Below are 24,303 nucleotides of genomic sequence, written 5' to 3'. Positions count from 1 at the left end.
TTTAAGACGAAAGTTTAGGCTTAAGTCGCGCTCCGCGACGCGAGGCCGCGATCTTAAACCTAAACTTCAAACATCGACTAACGTTTTGTCGCCTTTGCGACAAAACGTTCAACCCGGTCGCAGGCGTCGATGATCTGCTCGTAGCTCGTGGCGAAGCACGCGCGGACGTGGCCGGTGCCGTTCTCGCCGAACGCCGTGCCGGGCACGACCGCGACCTTGTGCTCCTGCAACAGGCCAACGGCGAATTCCTTCTCCGTGAGCCCGGTGGCCGCGATGTTCGGAAACGCGTAGAAGCTGCCGCGCGGCGAATGACACGTGAGGCCGATCTCGTTGAAACGGCGGACGATCAAATCGCGGCGCCGGTGATATTGCTCGCGCATCTTGAGGACGCTGTCCCACCCGCGCTGCAGCGCCTCGAGCGCCGCCTCCTGCGCGATGATCGAGGCGCACAGCATCGAATACTGGTGCACTTTCATCATGGCATCGATGAGCGGCGCAGGGCCGCACGCGTAGCCGATGCGCCAGCCGGTCATCGCAAACGCCTTCGAAAAGCCGTGCAGGAAAACCGTGCGATCCGCCATGCCGGGCAGGCTCGCGATGCTGGTGTGCGTGCCGTCGAAGGTCAGCTCCGAGTAGATTTCGTCGGTCAGGACGAGGAGATCCTTCTCGATGCAGAACTTCGCGATCTTCTCGAGCTGCTCGCGGGTGCAGGTGCCGCCGGTCGGATTGCACGGCAGGTTCAGCATCAGCATCTTCGCGCCGGGCTGCCACGCCGCGCGCAGCGCCTCGGCCGTGAGCGCGAAATTGTCCTTCGCGTAGGTCGGCACCGCGATCCCCTGCCCGTGCGTCAACGCCACGCTCGGGTGGTAGCTGACGTAACAGGGTTGGTGATACAGCACCTTCTCGCCGGGATTGATGAACGCGCGGCAGGCCAGGTCGAGCGCCTCGCTCACGCCCACCGTGACGATGATCTGGTCGTCCGGCCGGTAGCTCACCTGGAAATGCTCCTCGACATACGTCGCGATCGCGCGGCGCAGCTCGATCATGCCGAGGTTCGACGTGTAATACGTCTTGCCCCGCTCGAGCGCGAACATGGCGGCCTCGCGGATGTGCCACGGCGTGACGAAATCGGGTTCGCCGACGCCCAGCGAGATCACGTCCTGGCCCTTCATCTTGGCCACCAGTTCGAAGAAATCGCGAATACCGCTCTTCGGCAGCGCGGACACGTGTCCCGCCACCCAACGTTTCGGGTCGTTGCTCATGGGAAATGGCCGGCCGCTCAGGGCGCGACGTTGAGGCGGGAGCTCTGCGCTTCGCCGCTGTCGAGCAGATAGCCCTGCTCCTTGTAGCAGCGCAGCATGAAATGCGTCGACGTCGAGAGCACGCCCTCGATGGTCGACAGCTTCTCCGAGACGAAGCCCGCCACCTTTTGCAGCGACGAGCCTTTGACGAACACGAGCAAATCGTAGCCGCCCGACATCAGGTAGCACGATTCGACCTCGTCGAATCGCGCGATGCGGTCCGCGAAACGATTGAACCCTCCGCCCCGCTCGGGCGTGATCTTGACCTCGATGACCGCGCGCACGGCGGCGGCGGCGGCGGCTTCGCGCGAAAGATCGAGCACCGGACGCCAGCCGAGGAAGATTTTATCTTTTTTCAGCTGTTCCAGGTGCTGTTGAACTTCGGCTTCAGTCAGACCCGCGACGGTGGCCATCTGGCCGGTCGTGAGGCTGCCGCCTTCGATCAAGAGCTGTAGAACAGGGTTCATAGGCGCGGCGGTTATCCGGAACTCCCCCGCGTTTGGCCAGCGTGAAATCGTTTTGCCCGGAAACGTTTAACTTCGCGCCCGCCCGTGCCGATGCAGGAACGCCGCTTCCAGCTCTGATGAAAATTCTTGTCGCCGACGACGATGAGCCCTGCCTGCAGCTCATCCGGGAAATGTTCGCCACCGACCCGCGCGTGGAACTGACCATCACGCACGATGGCGCCGAAGCCTGGTGGAAACTCACCGATCCCGCGCAGCGTTTCGACCTGGCGATTCTGGATCTGAAGATGCCGACCGTCGACGGCCTGCAACTGATCGAACGCGTCCGCCGCACCGATACGCTTCGCACGCTTCCGATCATCCTCTGCACCGGCATCAACGACCGCGACACCGTCGGCCGTGCCGCCCGGCTCGCCATCAATCACTACGTTGTGAAACCCTACCGTCCCGAAGGCCTTCGCGAGAAAATCGCAGCCCTCGCACCAAGCCGCAGCGGCTTCGGCCGCTAAGCGGAAACGCTGCGCTCGGCAGCGTCAGGATGCAGGAGATGTAGAGGCGGGGTCTCCTTGGCGCGCGTTTCGGGGTCAGCGACCCCGCCCTACATTTCTCCCATGCCGCGCTCGCAGTTCGCACGCTCGGCGCATGGTCGGGCTGGAAATTTGGGTGCATTCGTGTCCATTGCTGGTTCACTCCTCCTTTTCCATGTTCGAATCGCTCACCGAAAAACTCGGCAACGCGCTCCGCAATCTGCGCGGCGTCGGCACCCTCACCGAAGACAACATGGCGGACGCCCTCAAGGAGGTGCGCACCGCGCTCTTGTCCGCCGACGTCCATTTCAAAGTCGCCCGCGAGTTCGTCGAACGCGTGCAGCAACAGTGTGTTGGCCAGCAGGTCACCAAGGGCGTCGCGCCCGGCCAGCAGGTCGTCAAAATCATTCACGACGAACTCGTCCGCCTGCTCGGCGAAGGCGAAAACGCCCTCTCCGGCGCGCGTCCGCTGAAGATCCTCATGGTCGGTCTGCACGGCTCCGGCAAAACCACCTCGAGCGCGAAACTCGGCAAGCTGCTCAAGAAGCGCGGCTATCGTCCGCTCGTCGCGGCCTGCGATGTCTACCGCCCCGCCGCCATCGACCAGCTCGAGATTCTCGCGAAACAGGAAGAGCTCGGTTTCTTCGCCGACCGCGCATCGCAGGATGTGCCGAAGATCGGCACCGCCGCGCTCGAAGCCGCGCGCAACGCCACCGCGGACTGCATCATCTTCGACACCGCCGGCCGCCTGCAGATCGATCACGACCTCATCGAGGAAGTGAAACAACTCCGCGCCCGCGTGCAGCCCGACGAGGTTCTGCTCGTTGCGGACGGAGCGCTCGGTCAGGAAGCGGTCAACGTCGCGAAGGCGTTTCACGACGCCCTCCAGCTCACCGGTTTGGTCCTCACCAAGATGGACGGCGATGCGCGCGGCGGCGCGGCGCTTTCCATCAAGTCGATCACCGGTGTCCCGATCAAATTCGTCGGCACCGGCGAAAAGACCGCGGACTTCGAGCCGTTCTACCCGGACCGTCTCGCCTCCCGCATCCTCGGCATGGGCGACGTCGTGTCGCTCGTCGAAAAGGCGCAGGAGACCATCGACCAGAAGGACGCCGAGAAGATGGCGGAGAAGCTCCGCAAGGCCGACTTCAACCTCGAGGACTTCCTCGCGCAGATGCAGCAGGTGAAAAAGATGGGCTCGATGCAGAGTATCCTCGGCATGATTCCGGGCATGAGCGGCATGCAGCTGCCCGACGGCGCCGATCAACAGATGGCGCGCACCGAAGCCATCATCAAATCGATGACGGTGCAGGAGCGCCGCAAGCCCGAGATCCTCAACGGCAGCCGCCGCAAGCGCATCGCCGACGGTTCCGGCACGAAGATCGTCGAGGTCAATCAGCTTCTGAAGCAGTTCTCCGAAATGCAGAAGATGATGAAGATGTTCAAAGGCGGCGGCGGCAAAAAGATGATGCGCCAATTCGAAGCCATGCGCGGCAAGGGCGGCTTCCCCGGGATGTGATCCGGCCGTCGCGGCGCGTCACGCGAGCGGTTTCAAACCGCTCTCGATTTCCGCGCGTCGCGGCTCGAGAAATGGCGGCAGCGCGAGCCGCTCGCCCAAAGTCTCCACCGCTTCGTCCACCGCGAAACCCGGCTCGTCCGTGGCGATCTCGAACAAGATTCCGTTCGGCTCCCGAAAGTAGAGACTCTTGAAATAGTAACGGTCGACCGGCCCGCTCGAGGGCACGCCCAGTCCTTCGAGCCGCTGCGCCCATTTCTCGTAGTCGGCCATCGTGGTGCGAAACGCCACATGATGCACCCCGCCCGCGCCGGGACGCGCGATCGGCAGATTCGGCTGCACCGCGACGTGCAACTCCGCCGCCGGCCCGCCCGCGCCCATCGCGAACACATGCACCAGCACGCCGTTCCAATCGTAGCTGCGCGCCTTCGTCATGCTCATCAATCCGGTCAGAACACCTTCCGTCGGCTCCAACCGCGGCACGCTGATCACGATCGGGCCGAGACCGAGAATCTGATGCTCCGCCGGGACCGGACTCTTCGTCCAAGGCTGGCTTTCCGCTTTGCCTTCAACATCGACGACGAAGCTCAAGCGCTGTCCTTCAAAATCCTCAAAGTCCAGCGTCAGCCGGCCGTCCCGTCGCTCGATCGGCGTCTGCGTCACCGCCTCCGCCGCGAACCGCGCCGCCCACCAGCGCAAACTTGCCTCGTCCCGCAGCCGCAGTCCCGTGCGCACGATGCTGTGCGTGCCGCGTCGCTCGCGGGCCGCCGGCCAGTCGAAAAACGTGAGATCGGTTCCCGGCGAACCCACGCCGTCCGCGTAGAACAAATGATACGCGGACACGTCGTCCTGATTCACCGATTTCTTCACCAACCGCAGGCCGAGCGTCTGCGTGTAAAACGCGTGGTTCCGCGACGCCTGCGCCGTCACCGCCGTCAGGTGATGAATCCCATGAAGTTGCATCCGCGCAAGGTGCACGCGAGTCCGGTTTCGTCCAGAGCCGAACCGTATCGCCACCGCGCAACGTTTACCTCGCAGACCGTCGGCGCAAAACGTCCGCCCGTTTGAGCCCCTTCCCGACTCGTGTTATCGAGCACCATGCCAACACGACTTACTCTTTTGCTGCTGTCCGTCCTTCTCATTGCCCACGCGAGCGCCGCCGACGGTCCGCGGCTCGAGGATGTTCGTTATCCGTATCCGCCGCAGATCTTCCGTTTCCAAAGTCAGCAGCAGGAACTCGAGATGGCTTACATGAATGTGCCCGCGAAAGGCGCCGATCGTCGGGGCACCGTCGTTCTGTTTCACGGGAAAAACTTCAGCGGGGCCTACTGGCGCGAGACCGCCGCCGCGCTGAGCGAGCGCGGTTTCCGCGTGCTCATCCCGGACCAGATCGGCTTCGGCAAATCGTCCAAGCCGGAGCACTACCAGTTCAGTTTCCATCAACTCGCCACCAACACGCACGCCTTGCTCGAGAAAGTGAAGGCCGGTCGCGTTCACCTCGTGGGCCATTCGATGGGCGGCATGGTCGCCACGCGCTACGCGCTGATGTTTCCCGCCGACGTCCTCACGCTCACGCTCGCCAACCCGATCGGACTCGAGGACTGGAAGGCGAAGGGCGTGCCCTACCAGTCGCTCGACGCCGCGCTCGCGGAGCAGTTCACGCTCACGACCGACAAGCTCCGCGCGTATGAACGAAAGCACTACTACGGCGGCGACTGGCGTCCGGACTACGACGAGTGGGTCGAGTTGATCGGCCACTTCCTTCGCAGCCCCGATTATCCGCGCATGGCCTGGAACCAGGCCCTCACCTCCGACATGCTTTACACGCAACCAGTCGTCTATGAGTTCCCGCAGCTCAAGATGCCCGTGCTCCTGATCATCGGCCAGCGCGACCGCACCGCGCCCGGAGCCGATCGCGCACCGGCGAATATCCGCGACTCGCTCGGCAACTATCCCGAACTCGGCCGCGCCGCGGCCCGCGCCATCCCGCAGGCGAAGCTCGTCGAGCTCGTCGGTCTCGGGCACCTGCCGCACATCGAGGATTTTCCGCGCTTCATCGCGCCGCTCCAGGATTTTCTCTCCGCCCACTCCGCGGCCAACTAAAGCCTTCAGCCGATCAGCGGCAGCGCCGAGTAGTCGCGGCCGAGCACGGAGGCCGCCGGACACTCGAGCCAGCGGTCGAGTAGCGACGCATACACCTGCCGGAAGTCCGTGCTGAACGTGAGATCCTGCTGCCGCCCCAGCTGCAGCGACGGCGCCGTGCCGTGCAGTCCGCCCTGCACGCGCGAACCGAGCACGAAGAGCGGCGCCGCGGTGCCGTGATCCGTGCCCTGGCTTTCGTTTTCGCCCGGCCGCCGCCCGAACTCGGAGAACGTCATCGTCGTTACCTGGCGGTCCAATCCGTGCGTCCGCAGGTCCTGCTGAAACGCCGCGAGCCCGCCGGAGAGCGTGCGCAGGAGATTGGCGTGCTGGCGGAGCTGGTTGCTGTGCGTGTCGAAACCGCTCAGCGAAACGAAATACACGCGCGTCGACATCCCGGCGGCGATCAGCGCCGCCACGCTTTGCAGCGAATGCGCGAATGCAGTTTCCGGATACGGCGCGCCCGCCTTGTAGCCGCGCAGCACCTGCTGGACTTTCCGTTCGGTCACCAGCGCATTCATCATCGTGTGTTGCAGGAAGCCGGCGTTCTCATGCGGGTCCGCCGCATCCGCCTGCATCATTCGTTCGAGCAGCCGCAGGCTTTCACCGCCGCGCCGGCCCTGGGTGTCGGGGTTGAGGCCGAACGTCGCATGCTCCTGCGCGGAGAGAAACGACTGCGGATTCTCCCGCGTGATGTGCACTGCCGGCGGCGCTCCGTCCGCCGGCGCGCCCGCGCAGGCGTTGTCCATGAACCGGCCCAGCCAACCGGTGGGCAAAAACTCGCCGCTGTCGCTCGCCGTCTCCCATATCTCCGTGGAACGAAAATGACTGCGGTTCGGATTCGGGTAGCCGACGTTCTGCACCACCGCGAGCTGGCCTTCCTGGAACAGCGCGTGCAGCTCCGCACACGCCGGATGCAATCCCATCGTGTCGTTCAACCGCAAGATGTCGCGCTCCGGCAACGCGAGCGTCGGACGCAGCCGGCGATAACCGTCATCGGCAAACGGCACCACTGTATTCAGACCGTCGTTACCGCCCGCGAGCTGGACGAGCACGAGGATCGTGCGGTCCTTTTCCGGCGCCGGTGTCGCCGCCAGCGTGGATTCGACCAGGAACGACGGCGCAAAACGGCTGAACGCCAGCAATCCGATCCCACGGGTCGTCGTGCGCAGAAATTCGCGCCGCGTGGAGGGCAGCCAGGAGGAGGTCGCGTTGTTCATCGTTCAGCAGAGTTGGTATTCGGGGAGTTGCAGCAGCACGGCGACGGCATCGCGCCGCGCGGTGCCGGTTCGCCGGCGTTCCAGAAAATCGACGAGCACCTGCGACGCGTGCGGCGGAAGCGGTGCGGCGAGAAATCGCTGCGCCAGTCCGCCGACCGTCTCGTCCGCCGGTTGATCCGACCAGCGCTCGAACCAGTCGTCTCCGACGGTAAAACGCTCGCGCCCCACTTTGCGCGCCTCGGCCAGCGCGCGGACATCGTCGGCGTTCAGCGTGTCCTCGCGCAGCGGTGCGAACAACTGCTGCACGAGATTCCTGCGCGCCGCGAACGTGGTGGAGTTGATCCAGCTGCGGCCGCCGACCCAGCCGCGCACGTTCGGCGGTTGGAACAACTGCTGCCCCATCTGCCGCAGCGGGTTCAGGGTGAAACGCGTGAGGGGAATCACCTCGAGATCGAGGTCCTGCAGCGCGCCGAGATAAAACTGCACCGGGCTCTTGATGAAGTTGCCACGATACTCCGGCGCGAAAAACGCGCGGCTGCGGAAAAATGTCAGCGCCAGCGCCCGCAATTCAAAGCGCTGCTCGCGCCATCGTTCGCCCAGCGCCGGCAGCATCTCCGCCGGCAACGGCCGATCCGAAAGATAGAAACGCGCCAGCTCACCCGGCAGGAACGTCGTCGCCGCCGGCTGCGCGTAAGCGAGATCGATCACGTCGTCGCCGCTGAAGCGACCTGTGCGGCCGAAAATCGTTTTTCTGCCGGCGTCCTGACGCTGCCGCACGAGGCGAAACTCACCGGTGGCCGCCTGCACGCGATAGCCCGTGAAGGCCCGCGCCGCTTCCTTGATGTCCGCCTCCGCGTAATGGCCTTCACCCAGCACGAAAAGCTCGAACAGCTCCCGCGCAAAGTTCTCGTTCGGCGCCTCCGCCACGCTGCGGTCCAGATCCAGGTAACGCACCATCGCCGGCGACCGCGACACGGCTTTCGTCAGCACCGGCGCGGGCCCGAGCGCATGGCGAGCGAGGATTTCGTGATGCCGCCAGAGGAGGTCGGGACTGCGTACCTTCTCCGCGCTGACCACGTAAACGTCGCTGAGAAAGAGCGTCCATTTCGCGAACGCCGCCTGCGTCGAGTCCGCGGCCCGCTGCAGCCATTTGAGGCGAAAGTCCTGCAACGCCGCCTGCGCGCGCTCGCGCATTTCGCGTCGCGCCTCCCTCATCGCCGGCCCGCGCGCGGTGCGAATTTTTCCCAGCAGGTCCGGCAGATCCGCCTCGAAGCGCGCGATCATTTCCGTCTTCGGCAACGGCGCCGGCTCCGACGGGAAACAGCGCTCCAGCGTCGCGTCGATGCCTTCGTCGCACGCGCGTTCGACCTCTTCCAGCCGCGCCGTCCACCCCACCCGCCGGAGCAGATGCCGCGCCGCGTCACGATTCCATTCCGAGGCGGCGAGCGGTTCCCACGCCTGCGCGGACGAAGCGGCGAAATTCATGTCGCCTGATGACGGCATTGTCCGCCAACGGTTTCAATCCGCGCGAAAACCTGCGGGCTGCATTTTCGTTGAAGCGCCGTCCGGCTCGGCAAACCTGTGTCGCCGCCGCCCGTGACCATGAAACGTTTCCCCTGCTCCGCCGCTTTCTCGCTGCTCGCCCTCGGCACGCTCCCGCTCCTCCCCATGAACTCCCCTGCCGCCTCCGCCGCGCCCGAACGCATCGGTTCCGCGGTGTTCGATTTTGCGTCGCTCGCGGTGAAACCCACCGCCAGCGGCAGCCGCCGCGACGTGGTCGATGCGCGCACCACCACGCTCGAGCGTTTCGAGGCGCATATCAGCACCGTCCGGCCGGGCGCCAACACCCACGCACCACATCGGCACGCGCGCGAGGAACTGTTCATCGTGCTCGAAGGTTCGGTCGACGTGCACCTGAACGGTCGCGACACCCGCGTGGGTCCGGGTTCACTGGTGTTCGCTGCCTCCAACGACCTGCATGGCGTCCGCAATGCCGGCGACACGCCGGCGACGTATTATGTTTTCAACTTCGTCACCGCCGCGACCGCGCGCGTCGACGCTCGCCCGGCGATCGACTATGCCGGCCCCGATCTCCTCGCGTCGCACGCGTTCGACTGGGCGGACCTCGCCGTCAAACCGACGAAGGTTGGCGAGCGGCGCGACGTATTCGATTCCCGCACGCTCACGTGCACGCAGTTCGAATGTCACATCACCACGATCAATCCCGGCGAGGCGCCGCACGCGCCGCACCGGCATCCCGACGAGGAAATGATCCTGGTGAAGGAAGGCACGGTCGAGGTCACGATCAACGGCGCGTCGCAGCGGATCGGTGCGGGCTCGCTCGTGTTTCTCGGCTCCAACGACGAACACGGCCTGCGCAACGTCGGCGACGGGCGCGCGACCTATTACGTGCTTCGTTTTTCCACCGAGGCGACGCCGAAAGTCGCGGCGAACTGACCGCATGGCGCGCGAAACCTGCTACCGCTGCTTCTGGCCGAAGCCGCTCTGCTGGTGTGGCTCCATCGTGCCGATGGAGACGCGCACGCGTTTCGTGTTTCTCATGCATCCGAAGGAGTTCAAGCAGGAGAAAGCCGCGACCGGACGGCTCACGCACCTGTGTCTGCCCAACAGCGAGATCCTGATGGGCGTCGGCTTCGACGACCGCGAACGCGTCGCCACGCTGATCGACGATCCGGCGAACTTCCCCGTCCTGCTTTATCCGGGCGAAACCGCGCGCAACCTTTCCCGAGGTGAACTCGCGCCCGCGGAATTGGGCGACCGCCAACTCGTGATTTTCCTGCTGGATGCGACGTGGAGCTGCGCGCGCAAAATGCTCCGGTTGAGTCCGCGTCTGCAGACGCTGCCGCGGATCATGTTCACGCCCTCGGCGCCGAGCCGGTACTTGATCAAGCAGCAACCGCAGGACGGCTGTCTTTCCACGCTCGAAGCGGTGCATGAGACGCTGCTCGCGCTCGCGCGCTCGCAACTTGACCACTACGCGCAGCCCGAGCAGTTGCTCGGACTTTTCCAGCGCATGCAGGAGTATCAACTGCAGTGCGCCCGCGATCCCAACCGCGCCGGGTATCGACGCCGGCCCTACAAGGCGCCGGCCGAACGGGAGCCGGCGCGCAACGCCCGCCGCAGCCGCTTTCTGCGCGCGCCGGTCGAAGGCTGAGCGGCCTCAGGCGCCGTCGTTGCCGATCGAACTGGTGGCGCATTCGGACATCGCCTTTTCGACCAGTTCGATCTCTTCTGCGGTCGCGGGTTGTTTGCGCAAAAACGACATGCCGCTGTCGTCATCGCGGCCGAAGAAATCCGGCGCAACGACGCGACACTGGTCGCAATCGATGCAGGAGCCGTCCACGTAAAACGGGCCGGCGGCATTGGTGGGAAGTCGATCGCTCAGAGAAGCCATGACGGAGTATTGGGTTCGCGCGCACTCTACGCCCGCGGCCCCACACCGTCGCTGCGTCGATTGACGAGCCCTGCGCAAATTTTGCCCGAAAGCCTCCGCACTTTTTGCCCGTTCGGTCGGCGCTGTCGCCAACGACTGGCGCAAGCCCTTCCTGACGCCAGGCCCGAACTCAGTTTCCGCGCAAGGCCTCGATCGGCGCCACCTGCGCGGCACGACGCGATGGCAACAAGCAGGCGAGCAAGGCAACAACGCTCAGAACCGCGACCGTTCCGCCGAGGACGAACAGGTTCGCCGGCTGCACGCCGAACAGCAGCCCTTCCATCGCCCGTCCCGCGAACCACGCACCGAGAATGCCGATCGGCAGACCGACCAACAGCAGTCGCGCGCCGAGGCCGAGAAACTGCAGCAGGATCTGCTCGGCCTGCGCCCCGAGTGCCATGCGCACGCCGATCTCCCGCTGACGCTGCGCGACCGCATACGCGAGCACGCCATAGATCCCGACCGCGGCGAGCACGAGCGCCACGCCCGCGAAGATCCCCGCCAGCAGCAGCGGCACGCGGCGATTCGCCACGCTGTCCTCGATCCGCGCTTCCATCGTTTTCAAATCGTGCAGCGGCAGCTCGGGATCCGTCCGCAACACCGCCGCGCGCAACGCCGGCCCGGCCAACTCCGGTGCCTGCTGCGTGCGCACCGCCACCGTGAAGTGCAGCGCCGCATAATGCCGATACGGAAAATAAATCGCGCCGTTCGCCTTGCGGTCGGCGAGGTCGTTTTGTTTCACCGCTCCGACCACGCCGACGATCGTGAAAAGCGTCTGGTCGTCGCCCGGCGGCCCGTTGGCGAGCCGGTGTCCGAGCGCGCTCTCCTTCGGCCAGTAACGCCGCGCCACATCCTCGTCCACCACGCACACCGGCGACTCGGCGTGCGAATCCGCCGTCGTGATGAAGCGGCCTTCGCGCAGCGGGACGCCGATGGACGTGAAATAGTCGCCCGCCACTCCCCGCGTGTAGTGCGCCTGGATCGCCTCGCCCGGTGCCGGCGCGTAGCCTTCCACCCAGATCGCGTTGTTGTCGTTGGAACCGCTGAACGGCGCCGACGAATCGAAACCGACGGCCGTCACGCCCGGCACCGCCTGCAACTCCAGCGTGAGTTTTTCGACGAGGGCCAACCGCTGCTTCTCCTCCTTGTAAGTCAGCCACGGCAACGCCAGCCGGCCGGTCAGCACGTGATCGGGACGAAATCCCGGATTCACCGCGAGCACACGGCTGAAACTCAGGCCAAGCAGGCCCGTGCCGGCGAGCAGCACGAACGCGAGCGCGATCTGCGCCACGATCAAACCGTGCCGCAACCGGTGCACCGCGCGCGTGGTCGTGCCGCCGCGCGATTCCACCGACAGGGCGTCCGTCAAATTTCCGTGCAGCGTGTGCCACACGACGGGAATCGCCAGCGCGAGTCCGAGGATCAGGGAGCCCGCGAGCGCCGCCACGATCACCGCAAAACCAATCCCGCCCTCGATCGGCAGCGACAGATCCGAGACCATCAGCTCGATTCCGCGCAGGCCCGCCGCGCCGAGCGCGAGCCCGAGCGCGCCGCCGGCCAGCGCCAGCAACACCGTTTCCGTGATCAAGGAGCGCGCGAGCTGCCCACGGCCGGCGCCGAGCGCCTGGCGCACGCAGTATTCCTTCGCGCGTCCCGTCGCGCGCACCAGCATCAGATTCGTCAGATTCACCAATCCGATCAGCATCAGGAAAAGCACGCCCGCCTGCAGCAGCAGCAGGACCGGCCGCAACTCCCGGACGTGATCCTGCGCTAGGCTGAACACCTGCGCGTGAAAACCCGCGTCTTTCACGAGTTTTCCGAACGGATCGGATTCCATCGCGCGCGCGTTCAACGCGTCCACCTGGGCCTGCGCACTCGCCACCGTTTCGCCCGGCCACAGCCGCGCGATCATGCTCATGTTGTTCGCATGGCGGCGCTCCGGTTTGCGGTCATCGTCGCTGAAACACAGCGGCGTCCACACGGCCGCTTTCTCCGACAGAAAACGAAACCCCGGCGCCATCACCCCGACGATCGTGAAGTCCTCGGAATTCACGCGCATCTTGCGGCCGATCACCTCGGGATCGGCGTTGAAGCGCTGTCGCCAGAGTCCGTCGCTGATGAGCGCCACCTGGTGTTTGCCGTAAAATCCTTCCTCGTCAGTAAACGTGCGGCCGAGCGCGGCGTTCACTCCCAGCACGCGGAAGAACGACGGCGTCGCCGAGATCGAATCGACGCGCTCCGGCGAACCCGCTTCGCCAATCGTCACGCCTGACCCGCGATACGCGCCGGATTCCGCCAACGCACCGACGCCCTCTTTTCGCTCTATATAATGCGGCACCGACGTCCCCGCGCGTTCGACGCCCGCCTTCGGGTAGGCGTTCGCCACCAGGACGAGTTGCTCCGGATCGCGAAACGGCAGCGGCTTCAACAGCACGCCGTAAACCACCGCGAAGATCGCGATGTTGGCCCCGAGACACAGGGCGATGATCAACAACACCGTCGCACTGAACTTTCTTTCGCGAGCCAGACTGCGCAGCGACAAACGAATATCACGCCCCAGGGTATCGAGAAGCATGCGGGTAGAACTCCGCTCGGTCGCGAAAGTTTCACCGATTTTCCGTTCGCGCTCATTTTCCCGACTCGACTTGATTGCAGCGGGCCGATGCGGGCCGTCATCTCGCCGCATCGATACCCCCGCTCACCCCGTTTCTTATGCGACCACCCCTGCTGATTTTCGTTCTCGGTCTCATTGCTCTCGCGGCGCGCGCCGACACCGCACCGCTTCAACCCCACGCCCGCGCGGGCCTCGATCTCAATGGCACGTGGCACGTCATCGTCGATCCCTACGAAAACGGTTACTACGATTACCGTCACCAGCCCTACGACGCGCGCGAAAACCCCACCGGCGGCTACTTCCTCGATCGCAAGCCGCGCGACAAAGCCGACCTCGTGGAATACGACTTCGACACGAGCCCGACGCTCACCGTCCCGGGCGACTGGAATTCGCAGGATGACCAGCTGCTTTATTACGAGGGCTCGGTCTGGTATCGGCGAAAGTTCGACTACACGTCCTCAGCGGCCGACGGGCGTCTCTTCCTGTATTTCGGCGCCGCGAATTATCGCGCGGATGTTTATCTCAACGGCCGAAAACTCGGCACGCACCTCGGCGGGTTCACGCCGTTCGCTTACGAGGTCACCGGCCAGGTCAAACCGACCGACAACTCCCTCGTCGTCCGCGTCGATAACACCCGTCATCTCGACGCCGTCCCGACGGTGAACACCGATTGGTGGAACTACGGCGGACTCACGCGCGACGTCCGGCTCGTCGAAACACCCTCAACCTTCATCCGCGATTATCACATTCAGCTCGCGAAGGATTCGCGCGATCGCATCGAAGCTGTCGTGCGCCTCGACGCCGCCGCGACGGGCCCGGCACCCACCGCGGTCGAAATCGCGATTCCCGAACTTCAACTCACCGCGACCGCCCGCGTCGGCTCCGACGGACTCGCGCGCGCGTCGCTGACGGCTCCGCAGCTTTCGCTCTGGTCGCCCGAGAACCCGAAACTTTACGCGGTCGAAATCCGCGCCGGCGCCGATCGCCTCGCGGAGCGCATCGGCTTTCGCACGATCGCCACGCGCGGCGTCGACATCCTGTTGAACGGCGAATCCGTGTTTCTGCGCGGCATCTGCCTGCATGAGGAAAACCCGTTGCGGGGCGGCCGCGCCACGACCGAAGGCGAAGCCCGCATGCTGCTCGGCTGGGCGAAAGAACTCGGCTGCAATTTCGTCCGCCTCGCGCATTACCCGCACAACGAATGGATGGCGCGCGTCGCCGACGAACTCGGCCTGATGCTGTGGGAGGAGATTCCCGTTTATTGGACGATTCAGTGGGAAAATGCCGCCACGCTCGCCAACGCTCAGGCACAACTCACTGACCTCATCGTGCGCGATCGCAACCGCGCCAGCGTCATCGTCTGGTCCGTCGCCAACGAAACGCCCGTCAGCGACGCCCGGACGCGTTTCCTGTCGACGCTGGTCGACACCGCGCGCGCGCTCGATCCGGCGCGACTCGTCTCCGCCGCGATGGAAGTGCACACCGATCCCGCCGATCCGATGCACAAGATCGTCGACGATCCTTTCGGCGCGAAAACCGATCTGCTCAGCTTCAATCAATATGTCGGCTGGTATGACGGCTCGATCGAGAAGCTCGGCCGCCTACGCTGGAGTTTCGGCTACGAAAAGCCGGTGATGATCAGCGAATTTGGCGCGGATGCGCTGCAGGGTTATCACGCCGACAACGCCACGCGTTTCAGCGAGGAATATCAGGCCAAGCTGTTTGCGCAGACGATCGCGATGTTGAAGAAGATCCCGCAATGGCGCGGCGCCACGCCGTGGATCCTGTGCGACTTCCGCTCTCCGCGCCGCCCGCTCCCGCACATCCAGGATGGCTGGAATCGCAAAGGCCTCATTGGTCAAAACGGCATCAAGAAGCAGGCGTTCCACGTCCTGAAAGCCTTCTACGACGAAAAAGCTACCGCCCGCTGATCGCCCCACCACAAAGCCGATCCGGCCCACGGAAAACACGGAACACTCAGAAAGAAGCCATTCCGCGCGCCGCCGCCACGTGAGCTGACCCATCATCATTCCGTGTCGTCTGTGTATTCCGTGGGCCTTCTTTTCGTGTATTTCGTGGTTCGCCGCCCTCACCGCCATTCGTGACGCGGGTAGCGCCGCGAGAGTTCGGCTTTGATTTTTGGATACTGCTCGCGCCAGAAGTTCGTCAGATCATCCGTGACCTGGATCGGCCGCTGGTTCGGCGCGAGGATTTCGAACTTCACCGGCACGCGTCCGTGCCCGATTGTGAACCGACCGTCGATGCCGTAGAGCTCCTGGATGCGCGCCGAAAGAACCGGCGGCCCTTCCTTTTCGTAGCGCAGCTTCGAGCGCCGGCCATTTCCCATTGTCAGCCGCTCCGGCAAATAATCGTCCAGCACCGCGAGCTGTTCCGCCGTGAGCCAGTCGCGCAGCACGGGCATCACCGGTTTGTCCTTCACCGCGCGCGCGCCCAGTTCGCCGTAGCAGACTTGCTCGATGAGCGTCGCGCGATCGGCGTCCGTCAACGGACTCACCTCCAACTCCGGAAACCACTCCGCGAGCCGGTTCACGCGCACGATCCACTGCTCCACCGAGTCGTCCCACGCCTCGAGCTTGATGCGTCCCGCGAGCACTTCGCGCGTCAGCAACGCCGCCGCTTCGTTCAGCGGCGCTTCCTCGCTGCTCGCTTTCGCTTCCAGCACAAGATCGCGGAAACGTCGCTCGCGACGCGACACCACCCGCTTCGCCTGCTCGTCGTAAACCACGCCTTTCGTTTCGCGATAGTCGTCCGGGAAAATCTCCTTCAACCATGCCTCCTCGATCGCCGTCGCCAGCGTAAGCAGCACGTTCACCTCGCCGCCGCGACCTTCGATCTCGCTGATCTCCGCCGCGACCAGCAGCGGCGCTTTCTGAATCACGCTCTCGCGCGCCAGCAATCCGCGCCGCTGATGCACCAGTTCGCACCGCAGCGTGCCCGCATCGAGACGCTTCGCGAGTTGATCGGAAAAACCGGCAAGCACGCATTTCCTCACGTCCGCGCCCTCCACGCGGCGTTCGGAAACGTCGAGTCCTTCCTTTTCCGCGATATCGAGAAACTGCTCGAACAGCGGTCCCACCTGGCGCGCGCCCTGCGCGTGAATCCCCAATCGCCGGCACGCGTCCACCGCAAAGTTCGCCTGCTGCGCAAAACGCCACGCGCGCATCAGCAGGAAGAAATCGCTTTCGTGTTCCTCGCCGAGCACATCCTCGCGCGCCTGCTCGATGTCGCGTGAGACGCCGCGCAGCAGGAAATTCCGCCCCTGCGTCAACGCCGCCATCATCGCCACCGGTCGCACGCAACCGCGTTCCTGCGCCGCCAGCAACATCCGCGCATAACGCGGGTGAACGGGAAACCGCAGCATCTTCCGCCCGATCTCCGTGATACGAAGGGCGGGTCTTTGACCCGCCTGCTCCGAGGACGAATCTGAGCCACTCCCAATCGCCCCCAAGTCCGCGAGCAAGGTCTCCGCGCGTTCGAGCGCCCGCGGATCGGGTTTCTCAAGCCAGCCGAAATTGGCCACGTCGTCGACGCCGCTCGCCTTCAACGTCAATACGACTTCCGCGAGATCGAGCCGGCGGATCTCCGGCAATTCCTGCGGCGCCCGCTGGCCGTGTTCGCGCTCCGTCCACAGTCGCACGCACACGCCGGGCGCCGTTCGGCCCGCACGACCCGCGCGCTGATCTGCGCTCGCCGCCGAAATCTTTTCGATCAGCAACGTGTTGATTCCGCGGTGCGGATCGAACCGCGCGATCCGCGCGAGGCCGCTGTCGATCACCGCCGTCACGCCTTCAATCGTGAGCGACGTCTCCGCGACGTTCGTCGAAACGATGATCTTGCGCGCGTCGTAGCGCGCGACGGCGCGATCCTGCTGCTCCGGCGGCAGCTCGCCGTGCAGCGGAAAACAGACGAAATCCCTCAGTCCGCGCGCGCCCTGCACCGCCTGGACCGTGCGGCCGATTTCATACGCACCGGGCATGAACACCAGCATGTCGCCGGTCGTGTCGCGCGCGATCCGTTCGCACTCCCGCGCCGCCACCTCCCACACCGGATCCTGTTCGAAGTTGACCGTTTTCGGCAGATACTCGATCCGCACCGGAAAGCTGCGGCCCTGCGACGCCAGCACGTCACACGGCGCGAGATAATCCTTCAGCACCGCCGCATCGAGCGTCGCGGACATCACCACGATCTTCAGATCCGGCCGCGTCGTGCGCTGAATCTGCAACGCCCGCGCCAGCGAGATGTCGCCGTAAAGATGCCGTTCGTGAAACTCGTCGAACACGACTGCGCTCACGCCGGACAGCGCCGCGTCGAACGACATCTGCCGCAGCAGAATTCCCTCCGTCACGAATCGGATCCGCGTGCGCGCGCTCACCCGCGACTCGAGGCGTATTTGATATCCCACGACATCGCCGAGGTTGGAACCGACTTCTTCCGCGACGCGCTTCGCCAGCATGCGCGCGGCAATGCGGCGCGGTTGCAAGACGACGACTTCGCCCTTTTCGCCCGCCAGCCCGTGCTGCAGGAGCATCTGGGGGATTTGCGTCGATTTGCCCGAACCCGTCGGCGCCTGGACGATCAGACGGCCTTGTGCGCGCAGCGACGCCACGACGGCGGACTCAAGTTCGTAGATGGGCAGATCGCGCGGAGCAGGCATGAGAAACGGTGCAAAGAAGAAACCTCAAATTGGAAACGGGCCGATCCGCAAGCATCGCCGCGCGCACTACGCCGCTTCAGTTCCGCTGATTCCCGCACGTGTTTCGCCGGCGCCCGTTGACCCCGCTCGCCCCGCGCGCCATGGTAGATCGTTTTCTCCACCCGGTCGTTCGAGTGGAAAATCGCCGCCATGAGCCGCTCCTTTCTCGCCGCGATCGCCCTCGGAGCCTGTCTCGCGAGTCTCTTGTTCCTGCTCGGCGCCTGCGGCAAACCGCCGCCCGCGACCTCGGCCGCGCCGACCGTCGCAGTCGTCACGGTGAGCCCGCGCGAGGTCGCCGACGAGTTGTCCGCGTCCGGCACGATCGAAGCCGTCGACCAGGCGCAACTCGGTTTCATGGTCGCCGGCCGCGTCCGCAGTTTCGAAGTCGAGGACGGCGCGTCCGTATCCGCCGGACAACTTCTCGCGCGACTCGACGACACCGATTACCGCCAGGAAGTCGCGATCGCGGAGGCGCGGCTGGCGGAGACGAGCGCCCGTGCCGCCCGGCTGCGGCAGATGCACGAACTGGGCAGCCTCACCGCGACCGATTTCGACAAGATCAACGCCGGCCTCGCCGAGGCCGAGTCCGCCGCGACCCTTGCCCGCCAGCGACTCGCCTACACCGAACTGCGCGCGCCGTTCGCCGGACGCGTGACCCGCCACGCCGTTGCGGTCGGCACCGTCGTCGCGCCCGGTGTTCCAGTTTGCCGGGTGCTGGCGACCGCGCCGGTCTGGGCGACGTTGAGCGTGCCTGAAGCGACCGCCGTGCGGCTGAAACCCGGACAAAGCGCGCGCGTGCGGCTCGCGGCGAACGAAAGCGTGGCAGCCACCGCGCCCATCGAAACCATCCTGCCGCAGGCCGACGCGATCACGCGCACGTTTCCCGTAAAAATCCGGCTCGCCAACCCCGACCATGCGTTTCGGCCCGGCAACGTCGTCGTCGCGTCCATCGCGGTCGGCTCGCAGCAATCCGTGATCACGCTGCCGCCCGCCGCCGTGCAGCGTTTTCCGGACGGCGCGCTCTACGTGTGGATCGTGGATCCGCAACGTCACACGGTCACGCGCCGCATCGTGAGCGTTGGCCGCCCGCGCGGCGTCGAAGTGGAAATCGTCTCCGGCCTGCAGCCCGGCGAGCAGGTCGTCACCGCGTCCGCCTCACCGCTTTTCGACGGCATGGCGATCGCGACGGGACAGCCATGAAGCTGCTCGTCTGGCCGCTCCGCCATCGCGAGGTGGTGTTTGTGTTGAGCGTCATCGTGCTCGGCCTGGGCCTGCACGCGCTCCTCACGATGCCGCGGCAGGACACGCCGACCATCGCCATCAACAAGTCGCTCGTCATCGCGCTCTCGCCCGGCGCCACCGCGGCGCAGGTCGAGCAGCAGATCACGCGGCCGATCGAGTCATATCTGTTCACGTTCACCGAAATCAACGCGGTGAAAACCTCGTCCGTCACGCGCGACGGCCAGGTCGTCGTCACGGTCGAGCTTCACGAATGGGTCAAGGACAAGGACGCGTTCTGGTCCCGCCTGCGGCTCGGACTCGCGGAGTTGAAACAGCGCGAACTGCCGGCCGGAACCCTCGGGCCGCTCGTGAACTCCGATTTCGGCCAGTCGGTCGCGCTGCTGATCGGCGTCTCGTCGCCGCGGCACAGTTATGCGGAACTCCGCCGCTTCCTCGAGCAGATCGAGGACGCGATCCGCACCGTGCCCGGTGCCGGCCGCATCAAGCGCTTCGGCGAACGCCACGAGACGATTTACGTCGAAGCCGATTCACAGCGGCTTTCCCGCTACGGGCTCGGCCTCGCCCCCGTCGTCACCGCGTTGAAACTGCAAAACGCGACGCCCTACACCGGCTCGATCAAAGTCGACGACGTGCACGTGCCGCTGCACACGCGCGGTCGCTTCACCTCCGTCGAAGAGGTGCGCGAGCAGGTGGTGTTCACCGATCCGGTGACCGGAAGCATTGCCCGCATCGGAGACGTCGCACACGTCGAGCGACGGCTCGCGGACGCCGACTCGTTCCTCCGCATCGATGGCCGCGAGGATCCGGTCCTGCTTCTGTCGGTCGAGATGCAGCCGGGGCACAACATCGTCGCGTTCGGACGCGCGTTGCGGGCCATGCTCGATCGCACCCGCGCGCTGCTGCCCGGCGAGATCGCGCTGACGGTGATCAACGACCAGCCCGCAGTCGTCGCCGAATCGGTCACGCATTTCATCCGCGAATTTTTCATCGCGGTCGGCGCGGTGGTGCTGGTGACGATGCTGCTCCTGCCGTTCCGCGTCGCGTCGATCGCCGCGATGGCGATTCCTGTGACGATCGCGATCACGTTTCAGGTTCTCGCCTGGCTGCACATCGAGTTGCACGAGGTCTCACTCGCCTCGCTCATCGTGGTGCTCGGCATCGTGGTCGACGACGCGATCGTGATTGCCGACAACTATGTCGAGAAACTCGACCACGGCCTGCCGCAGTGGGACGCGGCCTGGCGCGCGGCGAGCGACCTCGCGGTGCCGGTGTTCACCGCGACGCTCGCCATCGTCCTCGCCTTCGCCCCGCTCGGCTTCTTTCTGACCGGATCGGTCGGGGAATTCATCGTCGCGCTGCCGATCACCGTGGCGATTGCGCTGACGGTTTCGTTTCTCGTCGCGATGTTTCTCACGCCGGTCCTGTGTTACACGTTCATCCGGCAAGGGCTGAAGGAACAACCGCGCAACCTCAGCGCGCGCGTGCTCGCCGCCGTGCAATCGCGCTACACGCGCCTCCTGCATCCGTTGGTGCGCCATCCGATCCTGACGCTGATCGCGGGTGTGCTTTCGCTGCCAGCCGCGCTGCTCCTCCTGCCGCTGATCCAACAAAAATTCTTTCCCGCCGCGGAGCGCGCGCAGTTCGTGATCGAAGTCGATCTGCCGCTCGGCACGCGGCTCGAAGCCACGGATCGCGTCGTGCGCCGCATCGAGGAAACGCTCCGCGGTGACCCTCGGATTGCGACTTATGCGGGGTTCGTCGGCACGGCGGCACCGCGTGTCTATTACTCGTTCGCGCCCGAATTTCCCCGTCCGAGTTACGGCATGTTGCTCGTCAGCACGCACAGTGTCGCGGAAGCCGACGCCGCGGTGCGCGATTACGCGGCGAAGCTGCGCGACCTCGCGCCCGGCGCCCGCATCAATGTGGCGAATTTTCAACAAGGCATTCCCGTGGAAGCGCCGGTCGAGGTGCGAATTGTCGGGCCGGATCTCGCCGTGCTGCGCACGCTCGGTGACCAGGTGCGAGCGATCTTCCGTCGCGCGCCGGGAGCGACCCAGGTGCGCGACGATTTCCTCGAAGGCTTTTCGCTCGACCTGCGCGTCAACAGCGAGGTCGCCAACCGCCTCGGGCTCACGACGAGCGTGATCGCGAGCCAGGTGATGACCGGATTCGAAGGTTATGCCGCGACGGAGCTGTGGGAACACGATGCGCCGGTGCCGATCGTGTTGCGGCTGAGCGAAGCGCATCGCAGCGCGTTCGACGATCTCGATCGTTTCATGCTGCGCGCGCCGCTCACGCAGGGAAGCGTGCCGTTGCAACAGGTCGCTGCCGTCGAGCCGGTCTGGAGCCCGGCGCAGATCGCTCACCGCAGCGGCGTGCGCACGCTGACCGTGCGCGCCCAAACGGCGACGAACGTCCTGCCCTCGCAGGTGCTCGGCGCGATCCGACGCGAGTTACCGCAGCTCGAGCTGCCGCCCGGCTACCGCGTCGAAATTGGCGGCGAGCACGAGGGCCAGCAGGAAACCTTCGGGAAAATGGCGGGCGCGCTCCTGGCGAGCGTCGTGTTCATCTATCTTGTTCTCCTGTTCCAATTCAGAAGCAGCCGCGAAACCCTACTCGTGATGCTCGCGATCCCGCTCACGGTTTTCGGGGCGATGGCCGGCCTGGTCATCACGCGCAATCCGCTCGGATTCACCGCCGCGGTCGGCTTGATCAGCCTCGTCGGGATCGTGATTCGCAACGCGATCATCCTCGTCGATCACGCCGACGAACTGCGTCGCGCAGAACCGATCGACGCCCCGACCGCCGCGATCCGCGCCGGCGAACGTCGGATGCGGCCGATCTTTCTCACCTCGATGGCGGCCGCGGCTGGCGTGCTGCCCATGATCCTCTCGCGCTCGCCACTCTGGGCTCCGCTCGCGAGCGTGTTCTCCATCGGCATTCTGTGGTCGATGGCGATGGCCCTGCTGGTCGTGCCCGCCGCCTATGGACTGACGATGAAGCAACCGCCGCCGAACGCCAAACTTGTCCCGCCCGGAGGTGCCGCATGAACACCCGCGCGCTTCTGCTGATCATGGTGATTCCGCTCGCGTTGACCGCGGCGGCGCCGCTCACGGTGGACGAAGCGACGCGGCTCGCGTGGCGCCACAGCAAGGGCGCGCAGCTCACGCGGCTGAAAGCGGACGCCGCTCGCCTCGAGGCCGACGCGGCGCGTCAGCAGCGTTATCCGCGCCTCACCGCCTTCGGCCTCGGCGCCTACGCGTTTCGGCCGGTCGATCTCACGCTGCGCGAAGGCTCGCTCACACCGACGCTCGACGCGCTCGGCGTCGATCTCGGGCTCGGGCCGCTCTCGCCGACGGTCGGACCGTTTCCCGCGCGCGACCTCACGCTGCTGCGTGGCGAACATTTCCTGCGCTTCGGGGGCCTCACGATTCTCCAGCCGCTGACCCAACAATGGCGGATCGCGAGCGGCGTGCGCGCCGCCGATTCCGCGCGTCTCGCGGCCGATCGTGAAACCGCGCGCACGCTCGCCGAGATCCAAGTCTCCGTCGAAGAGCTTTTCGCGGGCATCTTGCTGGAGGACCAACGTCAGGCTCAATACGCGGCGCGGCTCGCCTTCGAAGAACGGCGCTTGCGCGACGCGGAAAACGCTCGCGCGACCGGCGAGGCGCTCGACGACGCCGTGCTCGGCAGCCAGGCGCGGCGCGTGCAGGCCGAGGCCGAGTTGCTGCGCAGCCGTCAGCAGCGCGAACGCCTGGGGTTGCAACTCGCCGAACTGATCGGCCGTCCGGACACGATCGACCTTATACTCGACCCTGTGTTGCCCGAACGCCCGGCGCAGGCGCTCGATTACTGGCTGGCGAAAGCGGTGCAGAATCCCGATGCCCGGATCGCCGCCGCGGTCGTCGAGCGCGCCCGGGCCGGCGTGAGCGCGGCGCGGCAGGCGCGGATCCCGGAGGTGTCCGCCTTCGCCACCGGCTTCGTGCAAGGCGGCCTGCCGCTGGCGCCAAGCACCGGCGGCACGGTCGGCGTCGCTCTGACCTGGGATGTATTCGATTTTGGGAGACGCGACTCGGAGATCGCGCGCGGCTTGAACCGTCAGCGCTCGGCCGAACTTGATCGCGAGCGCCGGGAGGAGGAAGCCGTCCGGTTGATTCGCGTGACGTTTCAGGATTTCACGCACGCCGGAGAACTCGTGGCGCTCGCCGAGCAGGCGCGCGCTTATCGGCGGCGCGCGCTGGAGCTGGCGCAGCAGTCAGTGAAAGCCGGGCTGGCGCTTCCCGCCGTGGCCTTGGAGGCCGAGATGAATTGGCGCGAAGCCGAAGCCGATCTGACCGGAGCGCGGTTGCAGCGGCACGTCGCGGGGTTGCGTCTGCATTTTCTCACCGGCGAGCTCGCGAGCGGGCCGGTGAACAACCGGTGAGTGAGTTTGCTCCCAAGTTATTCACCGGTTTCGGCGGTGCATCGTTTGTGAAGAACAAAGGCTTCTGTTTCTCGCGACGGCCCGCAGTCTCGACCTCGTTCCTTGATAGAACAGTCGCAGCGCGGCGGCCTGAAAAACCCGCCGAAGGCACGACTGGGATAATCCCGGGCGACCGGGGAAAGGCGAGCGGCAGCTGGTGCCGCCCTCCCCTCCGAAACCGCGCATGCGGCGATCGGCAGGCATATATCACCAGCTCCTCTGATCCGGAGTCGTGTCCGGTCAGTTACACGAATCAGGAGCTGTGCGGCCAGGCGCGATCAGAAACCGCGTCCGAGCCGAGTCAGGCCCATGGGACGTTTCGACCCGTGCGCCGACGCAGTTACCCAGAGGGTTCCGGTTGCTACTGCGCAGACCAGAACGCAGTCGCGTTTTTCGGCGGGACGACCCCGCCAGAAGGCCCCGCCTGCTCGCACAGGCCGGGCGCGCAAGGAAGACGCGATTGCGGGGAGCGAGCGAGCCTGGCAAAGCCCGCCAACCTCCTCCACGAGGCGGTCCCGTAAAGCGGGATCACCCCACTGCAAACCCCAACGCAACCTGAGAGGTAAGAGGTCAGACCCGTAACGCGGGGCCAACGTCCGGCCACAAGCCGGAGCCGTCCCCGCGGCCACGGTGCCGACGCGAGATCCGAT

17 protein-coding genes are annotated in these 24,303 nt (G+C 65.5%); 9 read left to right on the top strand and 8 right to left on the bottom strand.

Annotated features, from left to right (window positions below; all coding sequences use genetic code 11):
* Window positions 1-77: 77 nt before the first annotated feature.
* Both AC6RV7_RS13645 and AC6RV7_RS13640 read right to left on the bottom strand, forming a co-directional pair.
* Complete coding sequence (locus tag AC6RV7_RS13645; RefSeq protein ID WP_500094558.1) at window positions 78-1,262, bottom strand: pyridoxal phosphate-dependent aminotransferase; 1,185 nt, start codon at window positions 1,260-1,262, stop codon at window positions 78-80.
* A gap of 17 nt (window positions 1,263-1,279) precedes the next feature.
* Window positions 1,280-1,768, bottom strand: a complete 489-nt coding sequence (locus tag AC6RV7_RS13640) for an Lrp/AsnC family transcriptional regulator (RefSeq protein ID WP_500094557.1) — start codon at window positions 1,766-1,768, stop codon at window positions 1,280-1,282.
* 116 nt (window positions 1,769-1,884) lie between these two features.
* Here AC6RV7_RS13640 and AC6RV7_RS13635 point away from each other — a divergent pair, with 116 nt between their 5' ends.
* Window positions 1,885-2,274 carry a response regulator gene (locus AC6RV7_RS13635; RefSeq protein WP_500094556.1) on the top strand — a complete coding sequence of 130 codons (390 nt, stop codon included), beginning with the start codon at window positions 1,885-1,887 and terminating at the stop codon, window positions 2,272-2,274.
* A gap of 193 nt (window positions 2,275-2,467) precedes the next feature.
* Window positions 2,468-3,811: a signal recognition particle protein gene (ffh, locus tag AC6RV7_RS13630; protein WP_500094555.1), complete on the top strand. Its 1,344-nt coding sequence runs from the start codon at window positions 2,468-2,470 to the stop codon at window positions 3,809-3,811.
* An 18-nt stretch (window positions 3,812-3,829) separates the two neighbouring features.
* On the opposite strand, the gene AC6RV7_RS13625 is transcribed toward ffh, so the two are convergent.
* Window positions 3,830-4,771 (bottom strand): ring-cleaving dioxygenase, encoded by a 942-nt coding sequence (locus AC6RV7_RS13625; protein WP_500094554.1) that lies wholly within the window; start codon window positions 4,769-4,771, stop codon window positions 3,830-3,832.
* Window positions 4,772-4,906: 135 nt separating this feature from the next.
* Between AC6RV7_RS13625 and AC6RV7_RS13620 the strand changes: the two genes are divergently transcribed.
* The gene (locus AC6RV7_RS13620) at window positions 4,907-5,911 is read left to right on the top strand and encodes an alpha/beta fold hydrolase (protein ID WP_500094553.1); all 1,005 of its coding nucleotides are present in this window, start codon (window positions 4,907-4,909) and stop codon (window positions 5,909-5,911) included.
* 5 nt (window positions 5,912-5,916) lie between these two features.
* Here AC6RV7_RS13620 and AC6RV7_RS13615 read toward each other — a convergent pair whose 3' ends face one another.
* Both AC6RV7_RS13615 and AC6RV7_RS13610 read right to left on the bottom strand, forming a co-directional pair.
* A complete protein-coding gene (locus AC6RV7_RS13615) occupies window positions 5,917-7,167 on the bottom strand; it encodes a DUF1501 domain-containing protein (protein ID WP_500094552.1) in 1,251 nt (416 codons plus the stop codon).
* A 3-nt stretch (window positions 7,168-7,170) separates the two neighbouring features.
* Complete coding sequence (locus tag AC6RV7_RS13610; protein ID WP_500094551.1) at window positions 7,171-8,652, bottom strand: DUF1800 domain-containing protein; 1,482 nt, start codon at window positions 8,650-8,652, stop codon at window positions 7,171-7,173.
* 117 nt (window positions 8,653-8,769) lie between these two features.
* Here AC6RV7_RS13610 and AC6RV7_RS13605 point away from each other — a divergent pair, with 117 nt between their 5' ends.
* Window positions 8,770-9,624, top strand: a complete 855-nt coding sequence (locus AC6RV7_RS13605; RefSeq protein ID WP_500094550.1) for a cupin domain-containing protein — start codon at window positions 8,770-8,772, stop codon at window positions 9,622-9,624.
* A gap of 4 nt (window positions 9,625-9,628) precedes the next feature.
* Window positions 9,629-10,342 carry a tRNA-uridine aminocarboxypropyltransferase gene (locus AC6RV7_RS13600; RefSeq protein WP_500094549.1) on the top strand — a complete coding sequence of 238 codons (714 nt, stop codon included), beginning with the start codon at window positions 9,629-9,631 and terminating at the stop codon, window positions 10,340-10,342.
* Between the two features lie 6 nt (window positions 10,343-10,348).
* Here AC6RV7_RS13600 and AC6RV7_RS13595 read toward each other — a convergent pair whose 3' ends face one another.
* Both AC6RV7_RS13595 and AC6RV7_RS13590 read right to left on the bottom strand, forming a co-directional pair.
* Window positions 10,349-10,582: a ferredoxin gene (locus AC6RV7_RS13595; RefSeq protein WP_500094548.1), complete on the bottom strand. Its 234-nt coding sequence runs from the start codon at window positions 10,580-10,582 to the stop codon at window positions 10,349-10,351.
* Between the two features lie 169 nt (window positions 10,583-10,751).
* Window positions 10,752-13,196 (bottom strand): ABC transporter permease, encoded by a 2,445-nt coding sequence (locus tag AC6RV7_RS13590; protein WP_500094547.1) that lies wholly within the window; start codon window positions 13,194-13,196, stop codon window positions 10,752-10,754.
* A gap of 137 nt (window positions 13,197-13,333) precedes the next feature.
* Here AC6RV7_RS13590 and AC6RV7_RS13585 point away from each other — a divergent pair, with 137 nt between their 5' ends.
* Window positions 13,334-15,166 carry a glycoside hydrolase family 2 protein gene (locus AC6RV7_RS13585; protein ID WP_500094546.1) on the top strand — a complete coding sequence of 611 codons (1,833 nt, stop codon included), beginning with the start codon at window positions 13,334-13,336 and terminating at the stop codon, window positions 15,164-15,166.
* A gap of 158 nt (window positions 15,167-15,324) precedes the next feature.
* Here AC6RV7_RS13585 and hrpB read toward each other — a convergent pair whose 3' ends face one another.
* On the bottom strand, window positions 15,325-17,910 hold the full coding sequence (hrpB, locus tag AC6RV7_RS13580; protein WP_500094545.1) for an ATP-dependent helicase HrpB: 2,586 nt from the start codon (window positions 17,908-17,910) through the stop codon (window positions 15,325-15,327).
* A gap of 189 nt (window positions 17,911-18,099) precedes the next feature.
* Between hrpB and AC6RV7_RS13575 the strand changes: the two genes are divergently transcribed.
* The 3 genes from AC6RV7_RS13575 to AC6RV7_RS13565 are packed head-to-tail and all read left to right on the top strand — an operon-like array spanning window position 18,100 to window position 23,614.
* Window positions 18,100-19,149: an efflux RND transporter periplasmic adaptor subunit gene (locus tag AC6RV7_RS13575; RefSeq protein WP_500094544.1), complete on the top strand. Its 1,050-nt coding sequence runs from the start codon at window positions 18,100-18,102 to the stop codon at window positions 19,147-19,149.
* The gene (locus tag AC6RV7_RS13570; RefSeq protein ID WP_500094543.1) at window positions 19,146-22,241 is read left to right on the top strand and encodes an efflux RND transporter permease subunit; all 3,096 of its coding nucleotides are present in this window, start codon (window positions 19,146-19,148) and stop codon (window positions 22,239-22,241) included. Before AC6RV7_RS13575 ends, AC6RV7_RS13570 begins: the two co-directional genes overlap by 4 nt.
* A complete protein-coding gene (locus AC6RV7_RS13565) occupies window positions 22,238-23,614 on the top strand; it encodes a TolC family protein (RefSeq protein WP_500094542.1) in 1,377 nt (458 codons plus the stop codon). Before AC6RV7_RS13570 ends, AC6RV7_RS13565 begins: the two co-directional genes overlap by 4 nt.
* Window positions 23,615-24,303: the final 689 nt, after the last annotated feature.

This window comes from Opitutus sp. sgz309028 (assembly GCF_059821195.1).
Note: the sequence above shows the minus strand (reverse complement) of the source record. Positions and strands in the feature narration are given on the sequence as shown.